This window comes from Streptomyces sp. NPDC040545 (assembly GCF_055595065.1).
Window position 1 is genome coordinate 1 of the sequence record NZ_JBVIWA010000025.1, and the last position, 23,863, is coordinate 23,863.

A 23,863-nucleotide genomic window follows, 5' to 3' on the forward strand; every position below is an offset into this window, starting at 1 on the left:
TCCACGAACGCGGCACCGAACAACCCGGCCAGGGACTCGTCCCACTCGTCCGGCACGACGCCACGCACGTCATACGCCTTGACGATGTTCGAAAGATCTGCGGCCACTGCCTGCCCTCCTGAAGGTCCTGTGCGGTTCAGCAAACCTACCCTGAACCAGGAGCAGCTCTTCAGGCCACCGGAGCGTCAGGAATCGGGCGATCTCAGGACGCGCAGGTGTCCACGACGGGTCTCGCCGGTGGACGGGCCGCCCTGGCCGGGTCCGCCGGCCTCGGCCGTGCGACCCGGCGGGCGGGCGGCTTCGCGGACGGCGTTGGCGAGGGCTTCGAGGTCGTCGCCGCTGGGGCGGGACGGCCCGGAGCCGTCGGAGAGGCGCACGACGTCCCAGCCCCGTGGGGCGGTCAGGCGCTCCGAGTGCTCGGCGCACAGGTCGTAGCAGTGGGGTTCGGCGTAGGTGGCGAGCGGGCCGAGAACTGCGGTCGAATCGGCGTAGACGTACGTCAGTGTCGCGACGGCAGGGCGGCCGCACGCGGTGCGCGAACAGCGACGTACAAGGCTCACGACGTTGGACGGTACCGCACTCTTGACCGGGCCGCGACGACTCCACCGCCGCTCACTCCCCCGTGTCGTGCTCGGAGCTACCCTGCGGGGGTGACCGACACCCCTCTTCCTCCCTGCCCCGCCGAGCCCCCCGCGGGCACCCGAGCCGAGCCGCGCCCGCGTCGGCGGGACCGGCACGGGCGGGGGATGCGCGGTCCGGTGGCCCCTCCTCAGGTACCACTGGCGGCGAGCCGGTCGGAGCTGTTCGGGGACCTCGTGCGGGATTCCGTGGAGCGGCTGGAGCGGCGCTGGCCGCAGCTGTCCGAGGTGGAGTTCCTGATCGGTGACGTGCCCGGGCCGCCGGGCGGTCCGGACGGCGGCTGGAACGACGAGGCGGTGCCGCTGGGCGCGGTGTCGGAGCCGCGCGAGGGGCGGCCCGCCCGGATCGTGGTCTTCCGGCGGCCGGTGGAGATCCGTACGAAGACGCGGGACGAGAAGGCGATGCTGGTCCACGAGATCGTGGTGGAGCAGGTGGCGGAGCTGTTGGGGCTCTCGCCGGAGACGGTGGACCCCCGGTACGGCCAGGACTGAGTCCGTCCTGCTGCCGCGTACCGGGGGCGCTCCGTCATCCGGTCGTCATCGGGTCAGGACGGAGAGGTCCTGGGCGGCCTTGGGGACCGAGACCGTGGAGTGGTCGTCGGAGAAGCCCTGGACGGTGAACATCGCGATGCCCTCGTGCGGGAGGGAGAGGGTGCGGGCCGCGTGGACCGGGCCGCCCGAGAGGGTCTCGACGGTGAGGGCGTAGGAGCCCTTGCCGCCCGCGGGGGCCAGGGAGAGCGTCTGCGTGGTGCCCGCCTTCACGGTGACCTCCTGGGAGGCCGCCTCGCCGCCGCCGGTGCCCGGCGAGGCGGTGACCTTGACCTTCGCGTCGGCTGCCGGGGCCGTCAGGGCGAGCAGGGTGGTGTTCTCCTCGGGCCGGTTGTCGGCCACGGTCGCCCGTGCTCCGACCGGCCCGGTGGCGGGAAGGAAGCCGATCTCCTGCTTGGCGCCGCTGCCGCGGACCACCCGTACCGCCGCGACGACCGGGGCGGACTTCTTGGGGTCGGAGGGGGTCAGCAGGAGCGAGCCGGGCTCGCCGCGGGTCAGGTCCTTGAGGTCGACGGCCGCCGTCATGCCGGCCTTGACGTGCAGCTGCTCGTTGCCCGCGGGGCTGATCGAGCCGCCGGGTGCGGCCAGGCGCACCTTGAGGTCCGCGTCCTCCTCGCCCGGTACGAAGACGACCAGCCGTACGGAGGCGGCGTCCGCCGGGATGCCCGGCAGGACGAGCGAGCCAGCCGGGTCGGCGGAGGCCGGCAGCCAGTCGGCGCCCGCGGCCTCCTCGCCGACCTGCACGGACGCGCCCACCCGGCCCGCGCGGGTGGTCACGTGGGCGGTGGCGTCCGCAAGCTGGGCGCCCGGGACCAGGGTGGACAGCAGGACGGTCTTGGTCGACTTGGGATCGACCCGGATGCTCTCGCTGGTGCCGGCGTCGGGCTTGGCCGGACCGTCGGGGCCGAAGAGCTTGATGTCGACGATGGCCGCGGCGTCGTCGGGGTTGGTGAGGTGGACGTAGTCCTCGCGTCCCTTGGCCGTGCTCACCGCGGGGAACCAGAAGTCGGTTCCAGGTGCGGTGCAGCCGACGCCGAGCACGCCGCGGGTCCGGCCGACCGAGACCTTGGTGGTCAGCTGCGCGGTCCAGCCGGGGGCGAGGATCCCGTCGGCGCTGCCGGTGAGGGCGGGTGCGTCGGCGCCGCTGGCGGTGGCCCCGAGGGGCTTGCCCGGCTCCTTGGGTTCCAGCACCGGCTTGGCGTCCTTGGTCGCGCCGAGCAGCCGGGCCGATCCCTTGCCCCCGCCGGCGGGCGCGCCGGGGGTGAAGGCCGTGTACGTGGTCTCGGCGATGTCCGAGGAGCTGGGCCCCGGGCACACCAGCAGGGACCGCTCCACGGGCATCCGGGCGGCCGCCGCCTTGCCGTCGGCCGCCTTCCCGTCTGCGGCGGGGGCGGTGAGGGCGGCGACGCCGGTGAGGGCGGCCAGGGCCGCGGTCACCGCCGCCAGCGTCAGGGGTGCGCGCTGCTTCACTGCTGGGGGCTCCCGTCCGGACGCGGGTCGTGCGGTGCGTGGGGGTGGTGGGGGTCGTACGGCTGGTACGGCTCGTACGGGTAGGCGTACTGCTGCTGGTCCGGGTCCTGGACCGGCTGGTGCCGGGGCTGCTGCGGGTAGGGGTCCTGGTAGGACTGACCGTTCTGCCCGCCCTGGCCGCCCTGCTGGTCGTACTGCGGGTACTGCTCGTACGGGGCCTGCTGCTGCGCCTCGTACGCGTAGCCGCCCTGGTCGCCGTAGGCCTGGTACGCGTAGCTGTCGTCGCCGTACACCGGCTGTGCCGGGATCTGCGTGTACGGGTCGGCGACCGCCGCGGTCTCCACCGGTACGGGGGCCGGTTCGGCCTCGGCGCGCAGCCGGCGGGCGCGGCGGCCCTCGCCGGCCTCGCCCGGGCCGGTCCGGTCCGGGAGCGCGGTCTCCTCGTCGGGCAGGTCGTCGTCGAGTTCCGCGCGGCGGCCGGGCAGGGCCATCACCAGCAGGACCAGGGCGAGGAGGCCCTGGACCCAGTACCAGGCGGTCTGCGGCAGGGAGTCCTCGTGGACGAGGTCGAGGCGGCCGCCGTCGGCGGGCAGTTCGAAGCCCTGGGCCCAGCCGTCGAGGGTCTTGGGCTTGAGGGGCTTGCCGTCGAGGGTGGCCTGCCAGCCTTCGTCGGCCCGGTCTGCGAGGCGCAGGACGCGGCCCGCGTCACCGGCGGGGATCTTGCTGTGGGCCTCGACGGGTCCGGCGGCGACCGGGATCGGGGCCTCGCCCTGCTTGCCGGAGACGATGACCGCGCGCGGCAGCCAGGGTTCGACACCCCACAGGGCGGTGCCGTCCTGCTGGTGGCGGCGGCTGAGGCCCGGGGTGGCGTCGAGGACGCGGCGGATCTCCTCGGGGCCGCCGGGGCGGAACATCACGAAGCGGATGGCGAAGGCGCTGAGCTGGCTGGACTGGTCGGCGCCGGAGCCGGCGACGAGGTTGGAGACGACCTTGTCGAGGCGGGCGTCGCCGCCGGTGCGGGCGGCGACCTCCGCGTCGCCGATGCGGCCGCCGGAGCCCCGGACGAGGCTGTAGGAGACGGTGGCGGGCGGGTCCAGGTCGAGGATCAGGGTGCGGGTCTGGTTGTCGTCGCCGCCCGCGTCCGCGACGAAGGCCGGGACCTGTACGGGGTCGCGGCGCTGCAGCGGGCCGTCGGCGCCGGCGAACATCCAGGTGGCGGCTGCGACCACGGGGCCCACGGCGGCGGCCAGGGCGATGAGGGCGGCCAGCGGCTGGCGCCAGCCGAAGCTGCGGGCGGCGACGCGTTCCTTGGCTCCGTCGGCGCCGAGCGCGGCGGCCGTGAGCAGGGCGAGGCCCTGGACGAGGGTGGCGGGTCCGGCCCAGGCGGTGCGGTTGAGGACGACGGCGAGGAGCAGTCCGGCCAGGGCTGCGGCCCATGCGGTGCGGACGGCGAAGGCGCGGTCGGTGCGCAGCAGGGCGGCCAGGGCGGCGAGGACGATGCCGGCGAAGACCGGTCCGGCGCCGGTGCCGGGGCCGCCGGGGCTGATGGCGAGCAGGCCGAGGGCGTCGGCGGAGCCGGCTCCGTAGGGCAGTCCGGCCTCGTTCAGGAGGCGGCCGGGGTGGGTGAGCAGGCCCAGTGACCAGGGGGCGAGCACGGCGAGCGGGACGGCGAGGGTGGCGAGCAGCCGCAGGCCGTACGCCTTCCAGTGCGCGCGGCGCAGGACCAGCGCGCCGGTCCCGAGGACGGCGGCCAGCGGCCATACGACGGGGGTGAAGGCGGTGGTGAGGGTGAGCAGCAGCGTGTACGTCCACACCGCGCGCCGGCCGCCCCGCCGGTCGGTGGCTTCCGCGCCGTCGGCGAGGTCGAAGGCGGCGACGGCGGAGCGGGCGAGGAGGGGGAGCACGACGGCGAGGACGGCGGTGCCGAGGCGGCCGCCGGCCAGGGCTCCGGTCACGGCCGGGAGGAAGGCGTAGGCGGTGGCCGCCCAGGCGCGCAGCAGCCGGGATTCGACGAGCGGCCGGGAGGCGAAGTAGGCGGTGAGGCCGGCGAGCGGGACGGATCCGACGAGCAGCAGGGTCAGGGCGGCCTGGGTGGAGCCGAAGAGAAGGGTGGCGAGGGTGCCGAGGACGGCCAGGTAGGGCGGTGCGGAGGCGGTGGAGCCGGTGCCGACGGCGTGCCAGCCGTCGGTGTAGGCGGCCCAGAGTTCGGAGCCGCTGCCGGGGGCGGGCAGCAGGGCGCCGCCCATGAGGGAGCCGCCGCCGATCAGGGCGCGGCAGGCGGCGAGGGAGACGACGGCCAGGAGGGCGAGGAGGAGGGGCGCGGGGTTGCGGGCGAGCCGCTTGAGGCGGGCGAAGCGCTCGGTCTCCACCAGGTAGTCGCCGTCTTCGCCGGGGGCGTCGAGGACACTGCCTCCGCCGTGCCGGCCCGCGGGGGCGGCGGCGGTGTCGCGGTCGCTGCCGAAGTAGCCGGCGAGCTGTTCCGCGTTGGCCCGCAGGGAGGCTCCCGGCGGGGGGAAGAGCGGGCGCAGTTCGGCGGCGGGGACGGCGGGGCGGCGGCGGGCCTTGCGGGCGGCGAGGAGCCGGCCGGGGCGCAGCAGGGTGGCGAGCAGGCCGGTGAGTTCGTCGACGGCCTGGCCGGGGGCCTTGCCGATGAGGTAGGCGAGGGTGCGCAGCACGGTGCCGAGCAGGACGCGCAGCAGGACGTACGGCAGGGCGCGGCCGGAGCTGTTGGCGAGGATCGTGTAGACGGCGCCGGCCTTGTCGACGCGGTGCGGGCCGGCCGTGGTGCGTCCGGCGCAGTCGACGGTGCGGCGTTCGCGGGCGGCGGCCTCGGCGTGCCGCAGGACGGCGTCGGGGGCGACGAGGACGCCGTGGCCGGCGCTCTGGGCGCGCCAGCACAGGTCGACGTCGTCGCGCATGAGGGGAAGGCGCCGGTCGAAGCCGCCGAGCTCGTCGTAGACGTCGCGGCGGACCAGCATGCCGGCGGTGGAGACGGACAGGACGGGGCGGACCTGGTCGTGCTGGCCCTGGTCCTGTTCCCGGCGGTCGAGGCCGGTCCAGCGGCGGCCGCTGCGGGCGATGGTGACGCCGGCTTCGAGGAGCTGCTTCTTGTCGTACCAGCCGCGCAGTTTGGGGCCGATGACGGCGGCGTCGGGGTTCTCCTCGGCGACGCGGAGCAGTTCGGTGAGGGCGTCGGGTTCGGGGGCGCTGTCATCGTGCAGGAGCCAGAGCCACTGGACGGGTTCGCCGTGGGGGAGGTCGGGCAGGTCGTACGTGTCGTCGCGCCAGGTGCGGCTGACGGGGTCCCAGCCGCTGGGGCGCTTGAGGTACGGGAGGTCCTCGGGGGTCAGGGTGCCCGCGGAGCGTGCGGCTTCGTCGACCGCGGTGCCGAAGCCGGTGCGGCGGGCGAGGTGCAGGACGTGGTCGTCGCCGAGGGCTTCGGTGAGCAGGCGCGCGGAGTCGTCGGCGCTGCCGGTGTCGGCGGCGATGTGGTTCTGCGCGGGGCGTTCCTGGCCGAGGAGGCCGGCGAGTGTCCGGGGCAGCCAGCGGGCGCCGTCATGGGCGACGAGGACCGCGGTGACGACGTGCCGGGGGAACTCGGGTGTGGCTGGGGCCTGGTAGGAGGCCGTCGACTGGCTGTGCAGGGACATCGCGGTACGGGCCCTCCGGCCGGGGGTCCGGGGGTGGTGTGCCCTCGGAGGCTGCTGGACAGCGCCCCACCCTAACGGCTGCCACGACAGCGGTCCGCCTCCTGCGGGGAAGGTGCAGGAGGCGGACCGTGTGCCGTGCTGTGTGTCGCGCTCGTCGTCCCGTTCGGCGCACTGTCCGTCATGGGGCGAAGTGTGCTCTGTGGTGCGTTCCGTGGTGCGTGCGGCGGTGCGTTCCGTGGTGCGTTCGATATGTCGTGCGATGTGCGGTAGGTGCCTGACCGGTGGTGCGTCGGCCGTTTCAGACCGCTGCCTTTTTCAGGCGGCGGCGTTCCCGCTCGGACAGACCGCCCCAGATGCCGAATCGCTCGTCGTTGGCGAGGGCGTACTCAAGGCATTCGGAGCGGACTTCGCAGGCGAGGCAGACCTTCTTGGCCTCGCGGGTGGAGCCGCCCTTCTCGGGAAAGAAGGACTCGGGGTCGGTCTGGGCGCACAGAGCGCGCTCCTGCCACCCGAGCTCTTCGTCCGCCTCCTCGACCAGCAGTTCCTGAAACAGCTCGGTCATGTGCGCCCCTCGCTCTGTCTGTGCGTCCCCGTGACGATGTCGTCACTGATTGCTACGTAACGACACGAGTGAAATTACAAGTGCGTGGCTCCGGGGCAGTCAAGCCGAGATCTGCTATTGGGCCCCTTATTCACTCTGCGGAACCAAGCCTATGCAGAAAGTGTTCATATCGCCAAAAATCGTGACACATGCCACCGGCGCCACAGGATGCCCGCCTTTACCCGTATTCCACGTGCCACCTCCGGGTGGGGTTGCGGTCCGGCCGGAGAAGCGGCGCAGATCACATTCAGGTCACGGAAGTCGGGATCAGGTTTGAGCGCCGACACAGCGCCACATCCCCTGCCGCGCAGTGCACAAACCTTTCTCCGGGCGCAGTAACCGGATGAGGTGAAACTTTTACCCCAAACCGGACATTGGGTTGACAGTCAGGCCCCCGAGCCGTTCTCCTTGTTTGCATGTCAGCGCCCGCAGCCACCACCCGGACCCCCATTCGTGGGTTCCTGTGCGCTGCCCAGGTTCGCTGTTGCTGTTGCAGCTGTTGATGCCCGCGGAGCCCCGGCTCCTCAGAGCTCCGGCCCGCCCCCGCAGCAACCGCCAGCACGACTGACATCCGTCGAGGTACCCCCACGATGAACAGCACGAACAGCGCCACCCCCACCGCCTCCGCCACCTCCGCCGCTCCCGCGACGGTCGAGAGCGACCTCCAGATCGCCGGCGACATCCTCGCCGTCCAGCACCTCCTCCAGCCCGCCCGTGAACACCCGGCCACCGTCGCCGAGTACGCCGGGCTCGCCCGCTCCATCGCCGAGGACCGCGCCTCCTGGGAGCACCTCGTCGAGTACGACGCCACCACCCGCTGGTACCACCGGCTGCGCACCGGCCCCGGTTACGAGGTCTGGCTGCTCAGCTGGGTCCCCGGCCAGGGCAGCGGCCTCCACGACCACGGCGCCTCCTCCGGCGTCATGACCGTCCTGGAGGGCGAGCTCACCGAGCACACCCCCCGCGGCCGCAACACCCACCGCCCCGGCACCCAGCGCGTCTTCGCCCCCGGCTACGCCCACGAGGTCGTCAACGACACCCTCGACGGCGCGGTCAGCCTGCACGTCTACTTCCCCGGCCTGACCGAGATGCCGATGCACAGCTGCTCCCCGGCCGAGACCGCGTCCGTACCGGCCTGACCTCGATCGGCCGGGCCCTGATCGACTGACAGTCCCACCCGTCGCCCGACCACCACCCCTCGACGACAGCCTCCGGCTGACAGTCCCGCCCGTCGCCCGACCACCACCCCTCAATGACAGCCTCCGGCTGACAGACTGTCTGCATGCGCATTGTTGTTCTGGCCGGCGGTATAGGCGGCGCCCGGTTCCTGTCCGGACTCAAGTCGGCGGTGCCCGACGCGGACATCACGGTCATCGGCAACACCGGTGACGACATTCACCTCTTCGGGCTCAAGGTCTGCCCCGACCTGGACACGGTGATGTACACCCTCGGCGGTGGCATCAACGAGGACCAGGGCTGGGGCCGCTCCGACGAGTCCTTCACCGTCAAGGAGGAACTCGCGGCGTACGGGGTCGGGCCCACCTGGTTCGGCCTCGGCGACCGCGACTTCGCCACTCACATCGTGCGTACGCAGATGCTCGGAGCGGGCTACCCGCTGAGCGCCGTCACCGAGGCCCTCTGCGACCGCTGGCAGCCCGGCGTACGGCTCCTGCCCATGTCCGACGACCGGGTCGAGACCCACGTCGCGATCACCGAGGCCGGCACCGGGGAACGCCGCGTCATCCACTTCCAGGAGTACTGGGTCCGGCTGCGCGCCTCGGTGGACGCGGAGGCGGTCGTACCCGTGGGAGCCGAGCAGGCCAAGCCCGCCCCCGGTGTGCTGGAGGCCATCGCCGCCGCCGACGTGATCGTCTTCCCGCCGTCCAACCCCGTGGTCTCGATCGGCACGATCCTCGCCGTCCCCGGCATCCGGGACGCCGTGGCCTCCGCCGCGGCGCCCGTCGTCGGGCTCTCCCCCATCGTCGGGGGCGCGCCCGTGCGCGGGATGGCCGACAAGGTGCTGGCCGCGGTGGGCGTCGAGTCCACCGCCGCCGCGGTCGCCCTGCACTACGGGACCGGGCTGCTGGACGGCTGGCTCGTGGACACCTCGGACGCGGACGCCGTCGCGGAGGTCGAGGCCGCCGGGATCACCTGCCGCGCGGTGCCGCTGATGATGACCGACGTGAAGGCCACGGCTGAGATGGCCCGCGCCGCGCTGGAGCTGGCGGAGGCCTCCCGGTGACGCAGGTGCCCGCCTACGAGGTGCGGGCGCTCGACGGGATCCCGGAGGTCAGGCCGGGCGACGACCTGGCGAAGCTGATCACGACGGCCGCCCCCGACCTGCGCGACGGGGACGTCCTGCTGGTCACCTCGAAGATCGTCTCCAAGGCCGAGGGCCGGATCGTGGAGGCCGGCTCGCGCGAGGCCGCGATCGACGCCGAGACCGTACGGGTCGTCGCGCGCCGGGGTCCGCTGCGGATCGTGGAGAACCGGCAGGGCCTGGTGATGGCCGCGGCCGGCGTGGACGCCTCCAACACCGCCCACGGCACCGTGCTGCTGCTGCCCGAGGACCCGGACGGCTCGGCCGCCGCGATCCGCGCCGGGGTGCGCGACACCCTGTCCGTGGACGTGGGCGTGGTCGTGACGGACACCTTCGGGCGGCCGTGGCGCACCGGACTGACGGACGTGGCGATCGGCTCGGCCGGTGTGCGGGTCCTGGACGACCTGCGCGGCGGCACGGACGCGCACGGCAATCCGCTGAGCTCGACGGTGGTGGCTACCGCGGACGAGCTGGCCGCCGCCGGTGACCTGGTCAAGGGCAAGGCGGCCGGGCTGCCGGTGGCCGTCGTACGCGGGCTGGCCCACGTCCTGGGCGAGGGCTCCTCGGCCCGGGACCTGGTGCGCCCACCGGCCGACGACATGTTCCGGCTGGGCACCTCGGAAGCGGTACGGGAAGCCGTGACGCAGCGCCGTACGGTACGGGCCTTCACCGCCGAGCCGGTGGACCCGGGCGCGGTGCGGCGGGCGGTGGCGGCGGCCGTGACGGCCCCGGCTCCGCACCACACGACGCCGTGGCGGTTCGTGCTGCTGGAGTCCGAGGCCTCCCGGGTCCGGCTGCTGGACGCGATGCGGGACGCGTGGATCGCGGACCTGCGGGCGGACGGCAAGTCCGAGGAGTCCGTGGCCAAGCGGGTGCGGCGCGGGGACGTGCTGCGGGCCGCCCCGTACCTGGTGGTGCCCTGTCTGGTGACGGACGGCGCGCACCACTACGGGCACGCCCGGCGGGACACCGCGGAGCGGGAGATGTTCGTGGTCGCGATGGGCGCGGGGGTGCAGAACCTGCTGGTCGCGCTCGCCGGGGAGCGGCTGGGATCGGCGTGGGTGTCCTCGACGATGTTCTGCCGGGACGTGGTGCGGGAGGTGCTGGAGCTGCCGCAGGGCTGGGACCCGATGGGAACGGTGGCGGTGGGACACCCGGCGGCGGCCCCGGCGGACCGGCCGGGGCGCTCCGCGGCGGACTTCATCGAAGTGCGATGACGCCTGCGGCGAGCCCGGCGGATCGGCGGGCCACCCCTGCCCTGCCGGGCGGGCCCTGGTCCGGCGGGGCCGGGGCGCCCGACGACAGGACTTAGAGGCGGCCGATGTCGCTGCGCGGCATGCGGGGCGCGCGGCGGGGCGGGGTGTGGCCCGCGAGGAGGATGAGGCGGGCCGCGCGGTGGCGCTGGCCGGCGTACGGGGCGAGGAGCTCCAGCATGGCGGCGTCGTCGGCGTCGCGGTCGCCCGCGAGGGCGTAGCCGACGATGCCGGGCAGGTGGAGGTCGCCGGTGGTGATCGCGTCGGGGTGGCCGTTGCTGCGCTGGAGGGTTTCGGCGGAGGTCCACGGGCCGATGCCGGGCACGGCCTCCAGCCTTCGCACGGCCTCGGGCAGGTCCATCGCGGCCGCCTCCTCCAGGCGGTCCGCCACGCGGGCAGCCCGCACGATCGTGGCGGAGCGCTTGGCGTCGACCCCGGCCTTGTGCCAGTCCCAGGACGGGATCATGGCCCAGGTGCGCGCCGCGGGCATGACGTACAGGTCCGGGCCGGCCGGGCCCGGGGCGGGCTCGCCGTACTGCCGGACCAGGCGGCGCCAGGAGCGGTAGGCCTCGTCGGCGGTGACCTTCTGCTCCAGGACCGTGGGGATCAGGGATTCGAGGACCAGGCCGGTCCGGATCAGGCGCAGGCCGGGACGGCGGCGGTGGCTGGCGTGCACGAGGCGGTGGCGGGGTACGAAGGCGGCCGGATCGTCGCCCGCGCCGAGGAGCGCGGGCAGCTGTTCGAGGAACCAGCCTGCGCCGGGGCCCCAGGCCTCTGCGTGCACCTGCTCGCCCGCGCGGGACACGCGGAGGGTGGCGGGGCCCTGCGGGGTGCGGCCGGTGCGCCAGACAGAGCCGTCGGGGGTGGTGCGGAAGGTGGGGTCGGCGGGGCCGCGGCGGAGCGGGCCGAGGACGAGCCCGAGGTCGACCGGGCCGTCGGGTGTCCAGCGGCGTTCCTCGGCGCCGGAGCCGGCGGTGCTGCCCGGGCCCGTGGGGACGCCGGTGCGGCCGCCGCGGACCGCGGCGCGGGTGAGGGGATCGAAGCGGCCGGCCATGCCCCGAGCGTAGCCCTGCCCGGCCCCGTCTCCTCCGGGGCTCCGCCCCGGACCCCGCGCCTCAGTCGCCGGCGGGGCTGAAGGATCGGGCCTGGGGACGGGGCCGCGCATCCAGCCTGCGGTCCGCCGGAGGCTAAGGGCGGCCCTGGAGTTTGGCCGAGGCCTTGCGGGTGGCGCCCAGCTTGCCGTAGAGCTTCGTGCCCGGGCACTGGGTGGCGAAGCCGTCGCGGTGGCCCGAGATGACGTTCATCGACACTTTCTTGCCCTTGGGGTAGCGGTTGCCGCCGCCCGACGTCAGGGTGGTCTTCACGCGCGGGTCCCGGCCGAAGAGGCCGAGCTTCCAGGCCGTGAGGCGGGCGACCGCGTCGACCGCCACCGCGGGCGGGGCCGCGGAGGTGAAGGTGCCCAGCACCGCGACGCCCATGCTGTTGGTGTTGAAGCCCATCGTGTGCGCGCCGAGGACCGCCTTGGAGACGCCGCCCGCGCGGCCCTCGTAGACCGTGCCGCACTTGTCGACGGCGAAGTTGTAGCCGAAGTCCCGCCAGCCGCTGCTGATCACGTGGTAGCGGTACAGGCTGCGCAGGACCGCGGGGGCGTCCTTGCAGGCGTAGTTGTTGCCGGAGGCGGTGTGGTGGACGAAGGCCGCCTTGACCGTGCTCGTGTAGACGAAGCCCGACTCGCGCAGGCTCTCGTCCGCGCCCCAGCCCTTGCGGGTGACGATCCGCGGGCGCGGACCGATGTACGGGGCGGCCGCGGCGGTCAGCTCGCCGTCGCTCGCGAAGATCGCGTCGGCGGTGGAGTCGGCCTTGTCGAGTGCGGTGATCTCGTTCGCGCCGAGCGAGGCGTGCGGGACGTTCGCGGCGGAGGACTCCGCCGTCTCCATCGTCATGGCGGGCACCGCCACCTCGCCCTTGCCGTCGCCGTCGGGGCCGGTGTTCTTGCCGTCGGAGCCCGCGGCGGGGGTCTCCGCGCCCGGGTCGACGAGCTCGATCCGCATGCCCGTGGGCAGGCGGGAGGGGGCGCGGGTGGCCGGGGCACCGGATTCGGCCTGGACACGGACCTCCACGGCGTCGGACTCGCCCACCCACAGCGGGGCGGTGGCGCCGCGGATCCGGCGGGCGCCGCGTTCCGCCGCGTCGGGGTCGGCGGCGTGCTCGCCGTTGTGGGTCTCGACGTCCTGCCAGTCCGACCAGGTGGCGGTCCGGGTGGAGCGGGTCCGCACCTGGACCCGGCCGTGCAGTTCGGTGGCTGCGTCGTCCCAGACCACGCCGACCAGCGAGAACGTCTTGACCTCTTGTGCGGTCAGGCCCTGCGTCTCGGGGCGGCCGGGGGAGGCGCTCATTCCGGGGACTCCGGGCGCCCGCGTCGCCGAGGGTCCCAGCGGGACGAGCGGCAGTGACTGGGTGGAGCCGGCGGGGGTTACGGGGGCGGTCTCGGCCAGGGCGGGGGTGGGGAGCGCGAGGGGCAGGGCCAGTACGGCGGCCGTCGCGACGCCGATCGAGGAAGCAAGGAATCCACGCATGAAAAGGATGGTGAGCACGCGGATCGCCGGGCGCCATCCGAGAGCTGACGCTCCGTCCGGCCCGCCGGGCGTACCCCTCCCCCGTACGGAGGAGCCGACGGCCCCCGTACGGGGGACGGGCCCGCGTACGCTGTGCCGGGTGAACGCCACTGACCGCACCCCTGCCGACCTGCTGCGATCCGCGCTCGCCGCCGATCCGGGCCGCCCGCTCGTCACCTTCTACGACGACGCCACCGGCGAGCGCGTCGAATTGTCCGTCGCGACCTTCGCCAATTGGGTGGCCAAGACCGCCAATCTGCTCCAGGGCGACCTGGGGGCCGAGCCCGGGGACCGGCTCGCTCTGATGCTCCCGGCGCACTGGCAGAGCGCGGTGTGGCTGCTCGCCTGCGCCTCCGTCGGGGTCGTCGCCGAGGTCGGCGGGGATCCGGCGGACGCGGATCTCGTCGTCAGCGGGCCGGACACCCTGGAGCGGGCCCTGGCGTGCGGCGGTGAGCGGGTGGCGCTCGCGCTGCGGCCGCTGGGCGGACGGTTCCCGCAGCCGCCGGCCGGGTTCGCGGACTACGCGGTGGAGGTCCCCGGGCAGGGCGACCGCTTCGCGCCCTTCGTGCCGGTGGATCCCGAGGGCCCGGCGCTGGTCGTCGGGGGCGAGGAGCTCACGCACACGGCGCTGGTGGCCCGCGCCCGGGAGGACGCGGCGAAGCTCGGCCTCGGCGAGGGCTCGCGGGTGCTGACCGGGCTCGGCTACGACACCTGGGGCGGGCTCTCGGCCGGGCTCTACGCCGCGCTGGCCGCGGGCGGGTCCGTGGTGCTGTGCCGGAACCTGGACCGGCTCCCGGCGGACGGGCTGGCCCAGCGCAGCGAGAGCGAGCGCGTCACCCACACCGTCTGATCGCCGCCCGGAGGCCTTTCACTCACACTGGTGAAAGGCAGGTACGGGCGATTTGTCACCCGCACGGCCCTAGACAGGCCCCCGCCCCCGGGCTGCTCCGGCGTCCTGGGGGCAGCATCGGCAGTGGCCGTGCTCACCCCCGTACGGCCGACGGCCCGCAGTCGTAGCGGCGAGGGGACGGACGCCAGTGACGGACAGCGCAGGCATACCGGGCGGCACCGGCGTGTCCGGGGGCGCGGGGCGGCCCCCGCGCACCCGCGGGCGCCGGCGCCGGCTGCTGCGCTGGATCGGCCTCGGGGCGGCCTTCCTGGTCCTGGCGGGCACGGCCACCGGCTGGTGGCTCTACAACAAGCTCGACGGGAACATCACCGAGGACACCTCGGCCGCGGCCGAGCTGCGGCGCTACGATCGCGAGCGCCCGGCGCACCTGACCACCGGGGCCGAGAACATCCTGCTGATCGGCTCGGACTCGCGCTCCGGCAAGGACAACGCCAAGTACGGTCAGGACGGGGGCACCCAGCGCTCGGACACCACGATCTTGCTGCACCTGCCGCAGGACCGCAGGAGCGCGACCGCGGTGTCGATACCCCGGGACCTGATGACGGACATCCCCTCCTGCCGGCAGGTGGACGGGAGCCGCACCGCCGAGCGGTTCGCGCAGTTCAACTGGGCGTTCCAGTGGGGCGGGGCCGCCTGCACGATCCGTACGGTGGAGAAGCTGACCGGGATCCGCGTCGACCACCACATGGTGATCGACTTCGGCGGGTTCAAGAAGATGGTCAACGCCATCGGCGGGGTGGAGGTCTGCCTCAAGGAGCCGGTGAACGACGCCGAGGCGAAGGTGCGGCTCGCCGCCGGGCGCCAGACCCTGCGGGGCGAGCAGGCACTGGGCTACGTCCGCGCCCGCCACAGCCTGGGCAACGGCAGCGACACCGAACGGATGGAGCGGCAGCAGCAGTTCCTCGGTTCGCTCGTCAAGAAGGTGCAGAGCAACGGGGTGCTGCTGAATCCGGCGCGGCTGTACCCGCTGCTGGACGCGGCGACCTCCTCGGTGACCACGGACCCGGGGCTGGCCTCGCTGCGCGGCCTGTACGAACTCGTACGGGGCATGCGGGACATCCCGACCGATCAGGTCAAGTTCCTGACGGTGCCTCGCAAGCCGTACGCGCCCGACCCTAACCGGGACGAGCTGGTCGAGCCCGCCGCGGAGCGGCTGTTCCAGCAGCTGAGGACGGACAAGCCGGTCACGGTCGCCCCGCCGGAGCCCACGCCGAGCGCGGCTGCGGCCGAGGGCCGGGAGGCGGGTACGGAGGCCGTTCCGGACACGGACTCCACCGACGAGGGAACCGTCACACCTCAGGTACCCGTCCCCACTTTCACCGGAACCACCGCAGGTAACGCCGACTGCCGGTAAAGCAATCCCAAAAGCCGGTGCCCGAATTGGGCGAGATGGGCGATTCACCCCGCTATAAGGGGAGTGGAATTTGTCACCAGCATGGTTTGCCGCCGAACAGGGCGGATAGGGTGAGCGATCCGGTGCCCGGCCGGACCAGAGGCGGGCACCAGCAGCCGGATCGTTGACCGTGCGCCTGGGGGAGGCGCGTCGCGAGGCACCGACGGAGGATTCGAGCAACCGTGGATGCGCAAAGCCGTGGGCGGGCGGACGAGATCGACCCCGCAGACCAGTGGGTACTCAATCCCCGCACCGGCAACTACGAACTGCGACTGGCCGACTCCGCAGCGCAAGCGCGGCCCAAGGTCAGCGCACCCCGCAGATCGCCGTCTGCCCCTTCGACCCCTACCGCCCCCGCCCCCGGCGTGCCGAAACCGCGGCGCGGCGACCCGCCGCCCGGCGGCCGGCGCGGCGGACGCTCCCGCAAGCTCGGCGGCGGAGGCCGTAAGAAGGCGCTGGTCATCACCGGGGGCACGCTGGCGTTCCTGCTGGTCGGCGGTTCCGTGGCGGCGTACCTCTACTACAACCACCTGAACGGCAACCTCAGCGTCACCGACGTGGCGGGCGCGGGCACCGGCGGTTTCAAGAAGGACCAGCCGATCAACATCCTGGTCATCGGAACCGACAAGCGCACCGGCGCGGGCAACGAGGACTACGGGGACAAGGACAGCGTCGGCCACGCCGACACCACGATCCTGTTCCACGTCTCGAAGGACCGGACCAACGCGACCGCGCTGTCCATCCCCCGCGACCTGATCACCAACATCCCGGCCTGCCCGACGAAACAGCCGGACGGGTCGACGAAGACGATCGCACCCTCCAAGGGCACCCGCTTCAACACCAGCCTGGGCCAGGAGGGCCGCGACGCGGGCTGCACCATGCGCACGGTCAAGGAACTCACCGGCATCGAGGTCGACCACTTCATGATGGCCGACTTCAACGCCGTCAAGACGCTGAGCACGGCGGTCGGCGGAGTGCCGGTGTGCCTGGCCAAGCCCGTCAACGACGAGGAGGGTTCGCACCTCAAGCTGGACGCCGGCGAACACCGCCTGGAGGGCGAACAGGCCCTCGCCTTCGTCCGCACCCGGCACGGCTTCGGCAACAACAGCGACCTCGACCGGATCAGGATCCAGCAGCAGTTCCTGGGTTCGATGATGCGCGAGATGAAGTCGAAGGAGACGCTGACCAGCCCCAAGAAGTTCCTCTCCCTCGCGGAGGCCGCCACCAAGTCGCTGGGTGTGGACTCGGGGATCGGGTCCATCGGCAAACTCACCGATCTGGCCGGCGAGTTGAAGGGCATCGACACGAAGAACATCACCTTCACCACCCTCCCGGTGCTCGACAACCCGGCCGAACCGGAGGGCAAGAAGGCGACCGTCGTCGTCGATCACGCCTTGGCCGATCCGCTGCTGCAGATGATCCGGGGGGACGTCTCGCTCACGGAGGTCGAGAAGAAGGAACAGGCCGCCAAGGAGGCGGCCGACGCGGACACGAAGGCCAAGCAGGACGCGCTGCTCCAGGGCAACCGCGCGGCCGCGGCGGACGTACGGGTGAGCGTCTACAACGGCGGCGGCCCCAAGGGTGCCGCCTCCACCACGCTGAACTGGCTGCAGAACAGCAAGGGCGTGACCAAGTCCAGCAACGTCGGCAACGCGCCCGCGAAGGTCGGCGCCACGCAGCTGGAGTACGCCCCCAACCAGGCCGACCAGGCCCGGGCGTTGGCGGACATCATGGGCCTGCCCGCGACCGCGCTGAAGGTGGGGACGGCGGACGCCCCGGCGAAGACCCCGATGAAGCTGACGCTGGGTCCGGACTTCGACAAGCCGGGCGCCCCGCTGGCGGCCCCGGTGCCCCAGCAGCTGCCCGAGGACGTGCAGCAGGCGCAGGCCGACAAGGCCGTCTGCGCCAAGTAGCAGGAATCTGCCGGTGACACCGGCACTCCGTTGACCAAGAAGGATCTTGAGGGGGACGTGTGAGGCGCAGCAGCGTGCGAGGAGAGGGGGCGAACGCCCAGGCCGCCGGGGAGATATCCGGCGGCGGGGCGGGCGCGTCCGGCACGGTGCCCCCACAGCGGGGCGGTTCCGGTGCGGCTCGCGGGGCGGGCGGCGGACCTACCCGCAGACAGGGCCGGCGGCGCGTGCTGCGCTGGACGGCCTCCGTACTGTCCTTTCTGATACTCGGGACGGCGGCCGCCGGATACCTGTACTACCGCCATCTGAACGGCAGCATCCACACGGACGAGCTGAACCTCGGTGAGACCAAGCTGGGCGGTTCCAAGCCCAACGCCTTCGGGCAGACCCCGCTGAACATCCTGCTGATCGGGTCCGACGCGCGCGACGACGAGGCCAACCAGTCCCTCGGTGGGGCCACGGACACCTTCGGCGGCCCGCCGCTGGCGGACGTGCAGATGCTGCTGCACCTGTCCGCGGACCGCAGCAACATGTCGGTGGTCTCGATGCCGCGCGACACGATCCTGATGATGCCCAAGTGCACCGAGCCGGGCGGCAAGGTGCACCCCGCCAGCAAGGGCCTCGTGCAGACCAACGAGTCCCTGCAGCGCGGCGGTCCGGGCTGCACGGTCGCCACCTGGCAGGAGCTGACCAAGATCCCCATCGATCACTTCATGATGATCGACTTCAAGGGTGTGGTCTCGATGGCGGACGCCATCGGCGGCGTCCCGGTCTGCGTCGAGGAGAACATCCACTCCCGCACCCGTGAGGGCAAGGGCTCCGGCCTGAAGCTGCCGAAGGGCACCAGCGTCATCCAGGGCGAGCAGGCCCTGCAGTGGCTGCGCACCCGCTACGGCTTCGAGGACGGCACGGACATCGGCCGCACCCACGCCCAGCACCAGTACATGACGTCGATGGCCCGCGAGTTCCGCAAGAACGCCAAGCTCACCAACCCGGTGAAGCTCAACAGCCTGGCGCAGGCGGCGATCGAGGCCATGGTCGTGGACAACGGCCTGAACAAGATCGACAAGCTGTACGACCTGAGCATGGAGCTCAAGAAGGTGCCCCCGGGCCGCATCACCATGACCACCATGCCGTGGGTGTACAGCACCAGGCCCGGCATGGACGGCCGGGTCGAGCCCATGGCGAACGAGGCCGAGGCCGTGTTCCGGATGATCCGCGAGGACATCGCGCTCGACGGCAAGGGCTCCGGGACCCCGGAGGGCGGCGCGTCCCCCTCGCCGGGCGCCTCCGCGGCCCCGGGCACACCCGGCACCCCGGCCACGGCTCCGAGCACGGCCCCGAGCACGGCTCCGGCCGCGGCACCCGCGAAGATCGTGGTCAGCGTCCGCAACGCCACGGGCGGCAAGGACGGCGCCCAGACCCGGGTCAAGAACCGGGCGAACGACGTGGCCGCGGAGCTGACCGGCAAGGGCTTCACCAAGGCCGCCGCCGACACCCAGACCGGCGCCGAGGACACCACGGTCGTCCGTTACGCCACGGACGCCCAGGCGGCCGACGCGGGCGCCGTGGCCACCGCCCTGGGTCTGCCCGCCACCTCGGTGCAGAAGTCCGAGGAGGTGTCCGGGATCACCCTGTTCGTCGGCAAGGACTGGCGGACCGGCGCCGCGCCGACCCCGCCGCCGCCCGCCCCGACCGTGGCCCCGACCTCGGCCCACGCGCTCAACGGCGACAACGAGGGCGCCTGCATGGCGGTCCAGCCCGGCTTCACCTGGTAGCACGCACACGCAAGGGGCCCGGCACGGCGGCTGCGACGGTACGCAGCCTCCGGGCCGGGCCCCTTCGTACGTCTCAGACCTGCGAGGAGTCCCGGTGCACGGCCGGACGGCGGCTCGCGATGACCTTGTCCGCCAGCGCCTTCGGGCTGGTCAGGAAGCCGAAGCCCCAGCTCAGGTGCATGGTCGCCAGGGCCACGGGGATCTGTGCCCGGGCCTTGATCCCGAGTCCCTTGCCCGCCGGTACGGAGCCCGCGGTGATCGCCGCGAGATAGCCGGCCGGGAGGAGGAAGCCCAGGGGGGAGACGGTCACGCCCACGACCACGCTCGCGGCGATCGCGCAGACGAGGGTCGGCGGGGCCAGGTAGCGCAGGTTGATGGAGCCCGAGTGGTAGCGGGCCACCACGTGCCGCCAGCGCCCGTAGTCCTTGTACTGCTTGGCCAGCGCCCTGACGGAGCGGCGCGGGCGGTACTGGACCATCAGCTCCGGCGAGAACCAGATCAGACCGCCGGCTTCGCGGATGCGGAAGTTCAGCTCCCAGTCCTGGGCGCGGATGAACTCCTCGTTGTAGCCGCCCTGCTGTTCCAGCGCCTCGCGGCGGAAGACGCCGAGGTAGACGGTTTCGGCCGGTCCCGCCTGGCCGCCGGTGTGGAACGGAGCGTTGCCGACACCGATCTTCGAGGTCATCGCGGCGGCGACGGCCTCTTCCCAGGCGTTCTGGCCCTCGGCGTGCATGATGCCGCCGACGTTCTGGGCGCCGGTCTCCTCCAGGAGGCGGACGGCCGTGGCGATGTAGTTCGGCGACAGCATGCCGTGGCCGTCGACGCGTACCACGATCGGGTGACGCGAGGCCTTGATGGCGGCGTTGAGCGCCGCCGGGGTCCGGCCGGTGGGATTCGGGACGGTGTGGACTCGGGGATCCTCGGCGACGAGTTCGGCGGCGATCTCGTCGGTGCGGTCCGTGGACGGCCCGAGTGCGATCACCACCTCCATCTCGCCCGCGTACTCCTGTTCCAGGATGTGGCGGACGGAATCGCGGAGGTAGTGCTCCTCGTCGAGCACCGGCATGATCACCGAGACTGCGGGCTGCTGGGCGGGCATGTGGTCCTTCAAGGTCGGGTATCGGTGTCACGTTACCGCGTACGGGGGAACCGGGTGCGCGCCGAGCGACCGGTAAGGACAGCAGCTGATCGTATGGGCCTACTGTTCTGCCGAATCAGCTGATCCGGCCGGCCAGCCCCGACCGGTCTCCCTGCTGCCCCCGCGGAGGTGTCCACCGTGCCCCAGCCGCACCGTCCCGCCCGTCCCGAAGGGCCGCCACGGCCGCAGCGCGCCCGACGGGGCGGAGGCGGCCCTGCCCGGCACCGGGACGGGCGGCCCCGGTGGGGCGTACGGATCGCGGCCGGCCTGTCGGTGGCGGTGCTGGGCTCCGGAGCCGTCGGGCACGCCGTGATGACCGGCCTGGACACCGGGATCGAGCGGGTGGACCCGTTCAAGGACATGAAGAACCGCCCGCAGGCCGGACACGGCCTCAACTTCCTGCTGGTGGGCACCGACGGGCGCGAGAAGATCTCCCCGGAGGAGAAGCGCGAGTACCGCCTGGGCGGCGCGCCCTGCCACTGCACGGACACGATCATGCTGGTGCACCTGTCGGCCGACAAGGAGCGGGCCAGTGTGATCAGCCTGCCCCGCGACAGCTACGCCGAGGTGCCCGCGCACCGGGACCTCGTCACCGGCAAGGCGCACCAGGCCCATCCCGTACGGCTGAACGCGGCGTACGCGGAGGGCGGGCCCAGCCTGACCGTGCGGACCGTCGAGAACATGACCCGGGTGAAGATCGACCACTACCTGGAGGTCGACTTCACCAGCTTCATGAAGACGGTCGACGCGATGGGCGGCGTGGAGATCTGCACGGCCAAGACCATGCGGGACCGCAACACCGGTCTCGACCTGCTGCCGGGCAGCCACCGCCTCAGCGGCGGACAGGCCCTGCAGTACGTGCGCTCGCGCCACGTCGACGGGGCCTCCGACCTCGGCCGGATGCAGCGCCAGCAGCGGTTCATCGCCGCCCTGATCAAGCAGGCGACCGGGGGCGGGGTGCTGCTGAACCCGGTGAAGTTCAAGGAGGTCAGCTCCACCCTCCTCGGCTCCGTGCGGGCCGACAAGGACTTCGGCTCGGAGCAGATGCTGGCCCTCGGGCAGGCGATGCGGGACTTCACCCCGTCCTCCTCGGAGTTCGCCTCGGTGCCCATCGGCAGCCCCTCCTTCCCCGTCAAGGGCATCGGGTCCACCGTGAAGTGGGACGAGCCGAAGGCGGCCAGGCTGTTCGAGGCGTTGCGCGAGGACCGGCCGCTGGCCCCCGCCCGGCCCGGGAAGGCCGGCGGTGGCCCGCCCGCGGCGGTGCCCGTGGACGTGGCCCCGCGCCAGGTCCGGGTCCAGGTGGAGAACGGCACCCGGATCGACGGCCTGGGCGGGCGGGTCGACGCCGCGCTGCGCGCCACCGGCTTCGACACCACCCAGGCCCCGGGCAACGGCGCCAGCCGCGAGGTCAAGCGCACGGTGATCACGTACGACCCCCGCTGGGACCGCTCCGCCCGGTCGGTGGCGACCGCGCTGCCGGGGAGCGAGCTGCGGGCGGTGGCGGGCCAGGGCCGGACGGTGCTGGTGGTCGCGGGCGCGGACTACCGCAAGGTGGTGCCGGTGCGCGCCGAGGACCCGTACCAGGGCACCTTCGGGGTGGTCACCGGCGACCAGGTGGTCTGCGGGGACTAGGTCGGGAGCGTCAGGGTCAGTCGTCGAAGCCCTGGGCCGACCGCTCCTCGCGCAGCGCCATGATCGCCTGGCGGCGGGCGAGCCGGTGGGTGCGGCGGATCTGGGCCTCCTGGTAGCGCCGCTCGTCCTGTTCGGTCTCCGGGAGGACGGGCGGGACCTCGCGGGGCTTGCCGTCGGCGTCGACCGCGGCGAAGACGAGGTAGGCGGTGCCGACCTGGGTGGCGGGGGTGGACTCGTTCCACCGCTCCGCGAGGACGCGTACGCCGATCTCCATGGAGGAGCGGCCGGTCCAGTTGCACTGGGCCTTCACGTGGACGAGGTCGCCCACGCGCACGGGCGCGAGGAAGGCCATCTCGTCCATGGAGGCGGTGACCGCCGGGCCGCCGGAGTGGCGGCCGGCCACGGCGCCCGCCGCGTCGTCCACCAGCTTCATGATCACGCCGCCGTGCACCGTTCCGAGGAGGTTGGTGTCGTTGGCGGTCATGATGTGGCTGAGGGTCGTCCGGGAGGCTGCGGTGGGCTTCCCGGGCAGCTCGCCCGGTATCTGTGTCATACGCACACCTTAGTTGGGTCAGGGAGGCATCAGCTCTGCAACAGCAGCGGTACGGAATACGGACCGGGCTGTCGGAGCAGGCACCCGGGCAGGCATTCTTGGCGCATGAATGACTGGCCAGAAGGTCGTGACGACGCGTACGGGCGCGGCAGCGCGCAGCCGCAGCCCGAGGGTGTGCAGCGGATGCGGCACATCCAGCGGCAGCCGCAGCCGCAGCAGCCTCCGCGGCCCCCGCAGCGCCCGGCGGGCCCGCCGCCGGCGTACGGCGTGCCCCCGCAGCAGGCGGGCAGCCACGACACCTACGGCGGTTACGACAGCGGCTACAACACCGGCCAGGTCTACGGGGCGCCGCAGGGCGGCGGCCCCGGCGGACCGGGAGGCCCCGGCGGGCCGTCCGGACCCGGCCGCCCCGGGCGGGCGCCCGGCCCCGCCCCGGACTGGCGCAAGCGGATCAAGGTCGGCTCGATCGTGCTGGTCTCCGCGCTGCTGGTGACCTCGGTCGCCACCTATTTCTGGGCCGACTCCAAGGTGCGCCGCGAGGTGGACCTCTCCAAGGTCATCGAGCGCCCGAAGGAGGGCGACTGCACGACGTACCTGATCGTGGGCTCCGACAGCCGCGAGGGGATGACCGCCGAGGAGAAGAAGAAGCTGCACACCGGCTCGGCCGAGGGCAAGCGGACCGACTCGATGATGATCCTGGCGAAGTGCTCCAGCGGGAACACCATGATCTCGCTGCCCCGCGACTCGGACGTGGAGATCCCGTCCTTCGTGGGCTCGCAGTCCGGCAAGACGTTCCCCGCCCAGGGGCGCCGGGTCAAGCTCAACGCCGCGTACGCGGAGGACGGCCCCGAGCTGCTGGTGCGGACGGTGGAGCACAACACGGGCCTGCGCATCGACCACTACGCGGAGATCGGCTTCGCCGGCTTCGCGAACATCGTGGACGCGCTGGGTGGTGTGGAGCTGAACATCGAGGAGGGCTTCAAGGACGAGAAGTCGGGCGCCGACTTCAAGGCCGGCAAGCAGACCCTGAACGGCGAGCAGTCCCTGGCCTTCGTACGGACCCGGTACGCCTTCGCCGAGTCCGACCTGCAGCGGACGAAGAACCAGCAGAAGTTCCTGTCGGCGCTGGCGAGCCAGGCCGCGACGCCGTCGACGATCCTCAACCCGTTCGCGCTCTACCCGATGCTGGGCGCGGGCCTGGACACCCTCATCGTGGACAAGGACATGGGCCTGTACGACATGGGCCAGATGTTCTTCGCGATGAAGGGCGTCAACGGCGGTGACGGGGTGTCGATGAACATGCCGATCTCCGGCCAGCGCGGCGGCAACCTCGTCTGGGACAAGGCGAAGGTGCAGCAGCTGGTGAAGCAGATCCAGAACGACGAGAAGGTCACCGTCCGCGGCAACTGACGGCGGTGAGGGAGTGCGGCCGGCCGGCCGTACTCCCCTCCCC

Annotated in this window: 18 protein-coding genes; 10 read left to right on the forward strand and 8 right to left on the reverse strand. The window is 72.9% G+C overall.

All coding sequences use genetic code 11. The features are described from left to right. Positions 1-185 precede the first annotated feature (185 nt). The gene (locus tag ACZ573_RS33235) at positions 186-560 is read right to left on the reverse strand and encodes a DUF3499 domain-containing protein (RefSeq protein WP_266595834.1); all 375 of its coding nucleotides are present in this window, start codon (positions 558-560) and stop codon (positions 186-188) included. A gap of 90 nt (positions 561-650) precedes the next feature. Here ACZ573_RS33235 and ACZ573_RS33240 point away from each other — a divergent pair, with 90 nt between their 5' ends. Next, positions 651-1,130 (forward strand): metallopeptidase family protein, encoded by a 480-nt coding sequence (locus ACZ573_RS33240; protein ID WP_471311616.1) that lies wholly within the window; start codon positions 651-653, stop codon positions 1,128-1,130. A gap of 45 nt (positions 1,131-1,175) precedes the next feature. Here the strand turns inward: ACZ573_RS33240 and ACZ573_RS33245 are convergent, their stop codons facing one another. From ACZ573_RS33245 to ACZ573_RS33255, 3 genes are all read right to left on the reverse strand, one after another. Further along, positions 1,176-2,657, reverse strand: coding sequence for a DUF5719 family protein (locus ACZ573_RS33245; RefSeq protein ID WP_471311618.1), 1,482 nt, complete (start codon positions 2,655-2,657; stop codon positions 1,176-1,178). After that, on the reverse strand, positions 2,654-6,307 hold the full coding sequence (locus ACZ573_RS33250; protein ID WP_471311621.1) for a glycosyltransferase family 2 protein: 3,654 nt from the start codon (positions 6,305-6,307) through the stop codon (positions 2,654-2,656). The genes ACZ573_RS33245 and ACZ573_RS33250 overlap by 4 nt, the downstream gene beginning before the upstream one ends. Before the next feature lie 298 nt (positions 6,308-6,605). After that, on the reverse strand, positions 6,606-6,869 hold the full coding sequence (locus ACZ573_RS33255; protein WP_003983763.1) for a WhiB family transcriptional regulator: 264 nt from the start codon (positions 6,867-6,869) through the stop codon (positions 6,606-6,608). A gap of 629 nt (positions 6,870-7,498) precedes the next feature. Between ACZ573_RS33255 and ACZ573_RS33260 the strand changes: the two genes are divergently transcribed. The 3 genes from ACZ573_RS33260 to ACZ573_RS33270 all read left to right on the forward strand — a co-directional run bounded on the left by ACZ573_RS33260 (position 7,499) and on the right by ACZ573_RS33270 (position 10,445). Then, positions 7,499-8,047 (forward strand): cysteine dioxygenase, encoded by a 549-nt coding sequence (locus ACZ573_RS33260; protein WP_471311624.1) that lies wholly within the window; start codon positions 7,499-7,501, stop codon positions 8,045-8,047. A gap of 143 nt (positions 8,048-8,190) precedes the next feature. Beyond that, positions 8,191-9,150: a 2-phospho-L-lactate transferase gene (gene cofD / locus ACZ573_RS33265; protein ID WP_471311626.1), complete on the forward strand. Its 960-nt coding sequence runs from the start codon at positions 8,191-8,193 to the stop codon at positions 9,148-9,150. After that, a complete protein-coding gene (locus ACZ573_RS33270) occupies positions 9,147-10,445 on the forward strand; it encodes a coenzyme F420-0:L-glutamate ligase (RefSeq protein ID WP_471311628.1) in 1,299 nt (432 codons plus the stop codon). The genes cofD and ACZ573_RS33270 overlap by 4 nt, the downstream gene beginning before the upstream one ends. Positions 10,446-10,536: 91 nt before the next feature. On the opposite strand, the gene ACZ573_RS33275 is transcribed toward ACZ573_RS33270, so the two are convergent. Next, positions 10,537-11,535, reverse strand: coding sequence for a DNA-3-methyladenine glycosylase family protein (locus ACZ573_RS33275; protein WP_471311631.1), 999 nt, complete (start codon positions 11,533-11,535; stop codon positions 10,537-10,539). Between the two features lie 133 nt (positions 11,536-11,668). After that, entirely contained in the window at positions 11,669-13,057 is a 1,389-nt protein-coding gene (locus ACZ573_RS33280; protein ID WP_471311634.1) for a peptidoglycan recognition protein family protein, read from the reverse strand. A gap of 139 nt (positions 13,058-13,196) precedes the next feature. Between ACZ573_RS33280 and ACZ573_RS33285 the strand changes: the two genes are divergently transcribed. The 4 genes from ACZ573_RS33285 to ACZ573_RS33300 all read left to right on the forward strand — a co-directional run bounded on the left by ACZ573_RS33285 (position 13,197) and on the right by ACZ573_RS33300 (position 19,087). Further along, a complete protein-coding gene (locus ACZ573_RS33285; RefSeq protein ID WP_471311637.1) occupies positions 13,197-13,946 on the forward strand; it encodes a TIGR03089 family protein in 750 nt (249 codons plus the stop codon). Between the two features lie 187 nt (positions 13,947-14,133). Further along, entirely contained in the window at positions 14,134-15,360 is a 1,227-nt protein-coding gene (locus ACZ573_RS33290) for an LCP family protein (RefSeq protein ID WP_471311640.1), read from the forward strand. A gap of 221 nt (positions 15,361-15,581) precedes the next feature. Next, positions 15,582-17,312: an LCP family protein gene (locus tag ACZ573_RS33295; protein WP_471311644.1), complete on the forward strand. Its 1,731-nt coding sequence runs from the start codon at positions 15,582-15,584 to the stop codon at positions 17,310-17,312. A gap of 74 nt (positions 17,313-17,386) precedes the next feature. After that, positions 17,387-19,087: an LCP family protein gene (locus tag ACZ573_RS33300; protein ID WP_471311647.1), complete on the forward strand. Its 1,701-nt coding sequence runs from the start codon at positions 17,387-17,389 to the stop codon at positions 19,085-19,087. Between the two features lie 73 nt (positions 19,088-19,160). Here the strand turns inward: ACZ573_RS33300 and ACZ573_RS33305 are convergent, their stop codons facing one another. Beyond that, on the reverse strand, positions 19,161-20,186 hold the full coding sequence (locus ACZ573_RS33305; RefSeq protein WP_471311649.1) for a glycosyltransferase family 2 protein: 1,026 nt from the start codon (positions 20,184-20,186) through the stop codon (positions 19,161-19,163). 168 nt (positions 20,187-20,354) lie between these two features. Here ACZ573_RS33305 and ACZ573_RS33310 point away from each other — a divergent pair, with 168 nt between their 5' ends. Further along, positions 20,355-21,857, forward strand: coding sequence for an LCP family protein (locus tag ACZ573_RS33310; RefSeq protein ID WP_471311652.1), 1,503 nt, complete (start codon positions 20,355-20,357; stop codon positions 21,855-21,857). A gap of 16 nt (positions 21,858-21,873) precedes the next feature. Here ACZ573_RS33310 and ACZ573_RS33315 read toward each other — a convergent pair whose 3' ends face one another. Further along, entirely contained in the window at positions 21,874-22,410 is a 537-nt protein-coding gene (locus ACZ573_RS33315; protein ID WP_301370575.1) for an acyl-CoA thioesterase, read from the reverse strand. 105 nt (positions 22,411-22,515) lie between these two features. Between ACZ573_RS33315 and ACZ573_RS33320 the strand changes: the two genes are divergently transcribed. Continuing rightward, positions 22,516-23,820, forward strand: coding sequence for an LCP family protein (locus ACZ573_RS33320; protein WP_471311656.1), 1,305 nt, complete (start codon positions 22,516-22,518; stop codon positions 23,818-23,820). The last annotated feature ends 43 nt before the right edge of the window (positions 23,821-23,863 follow it).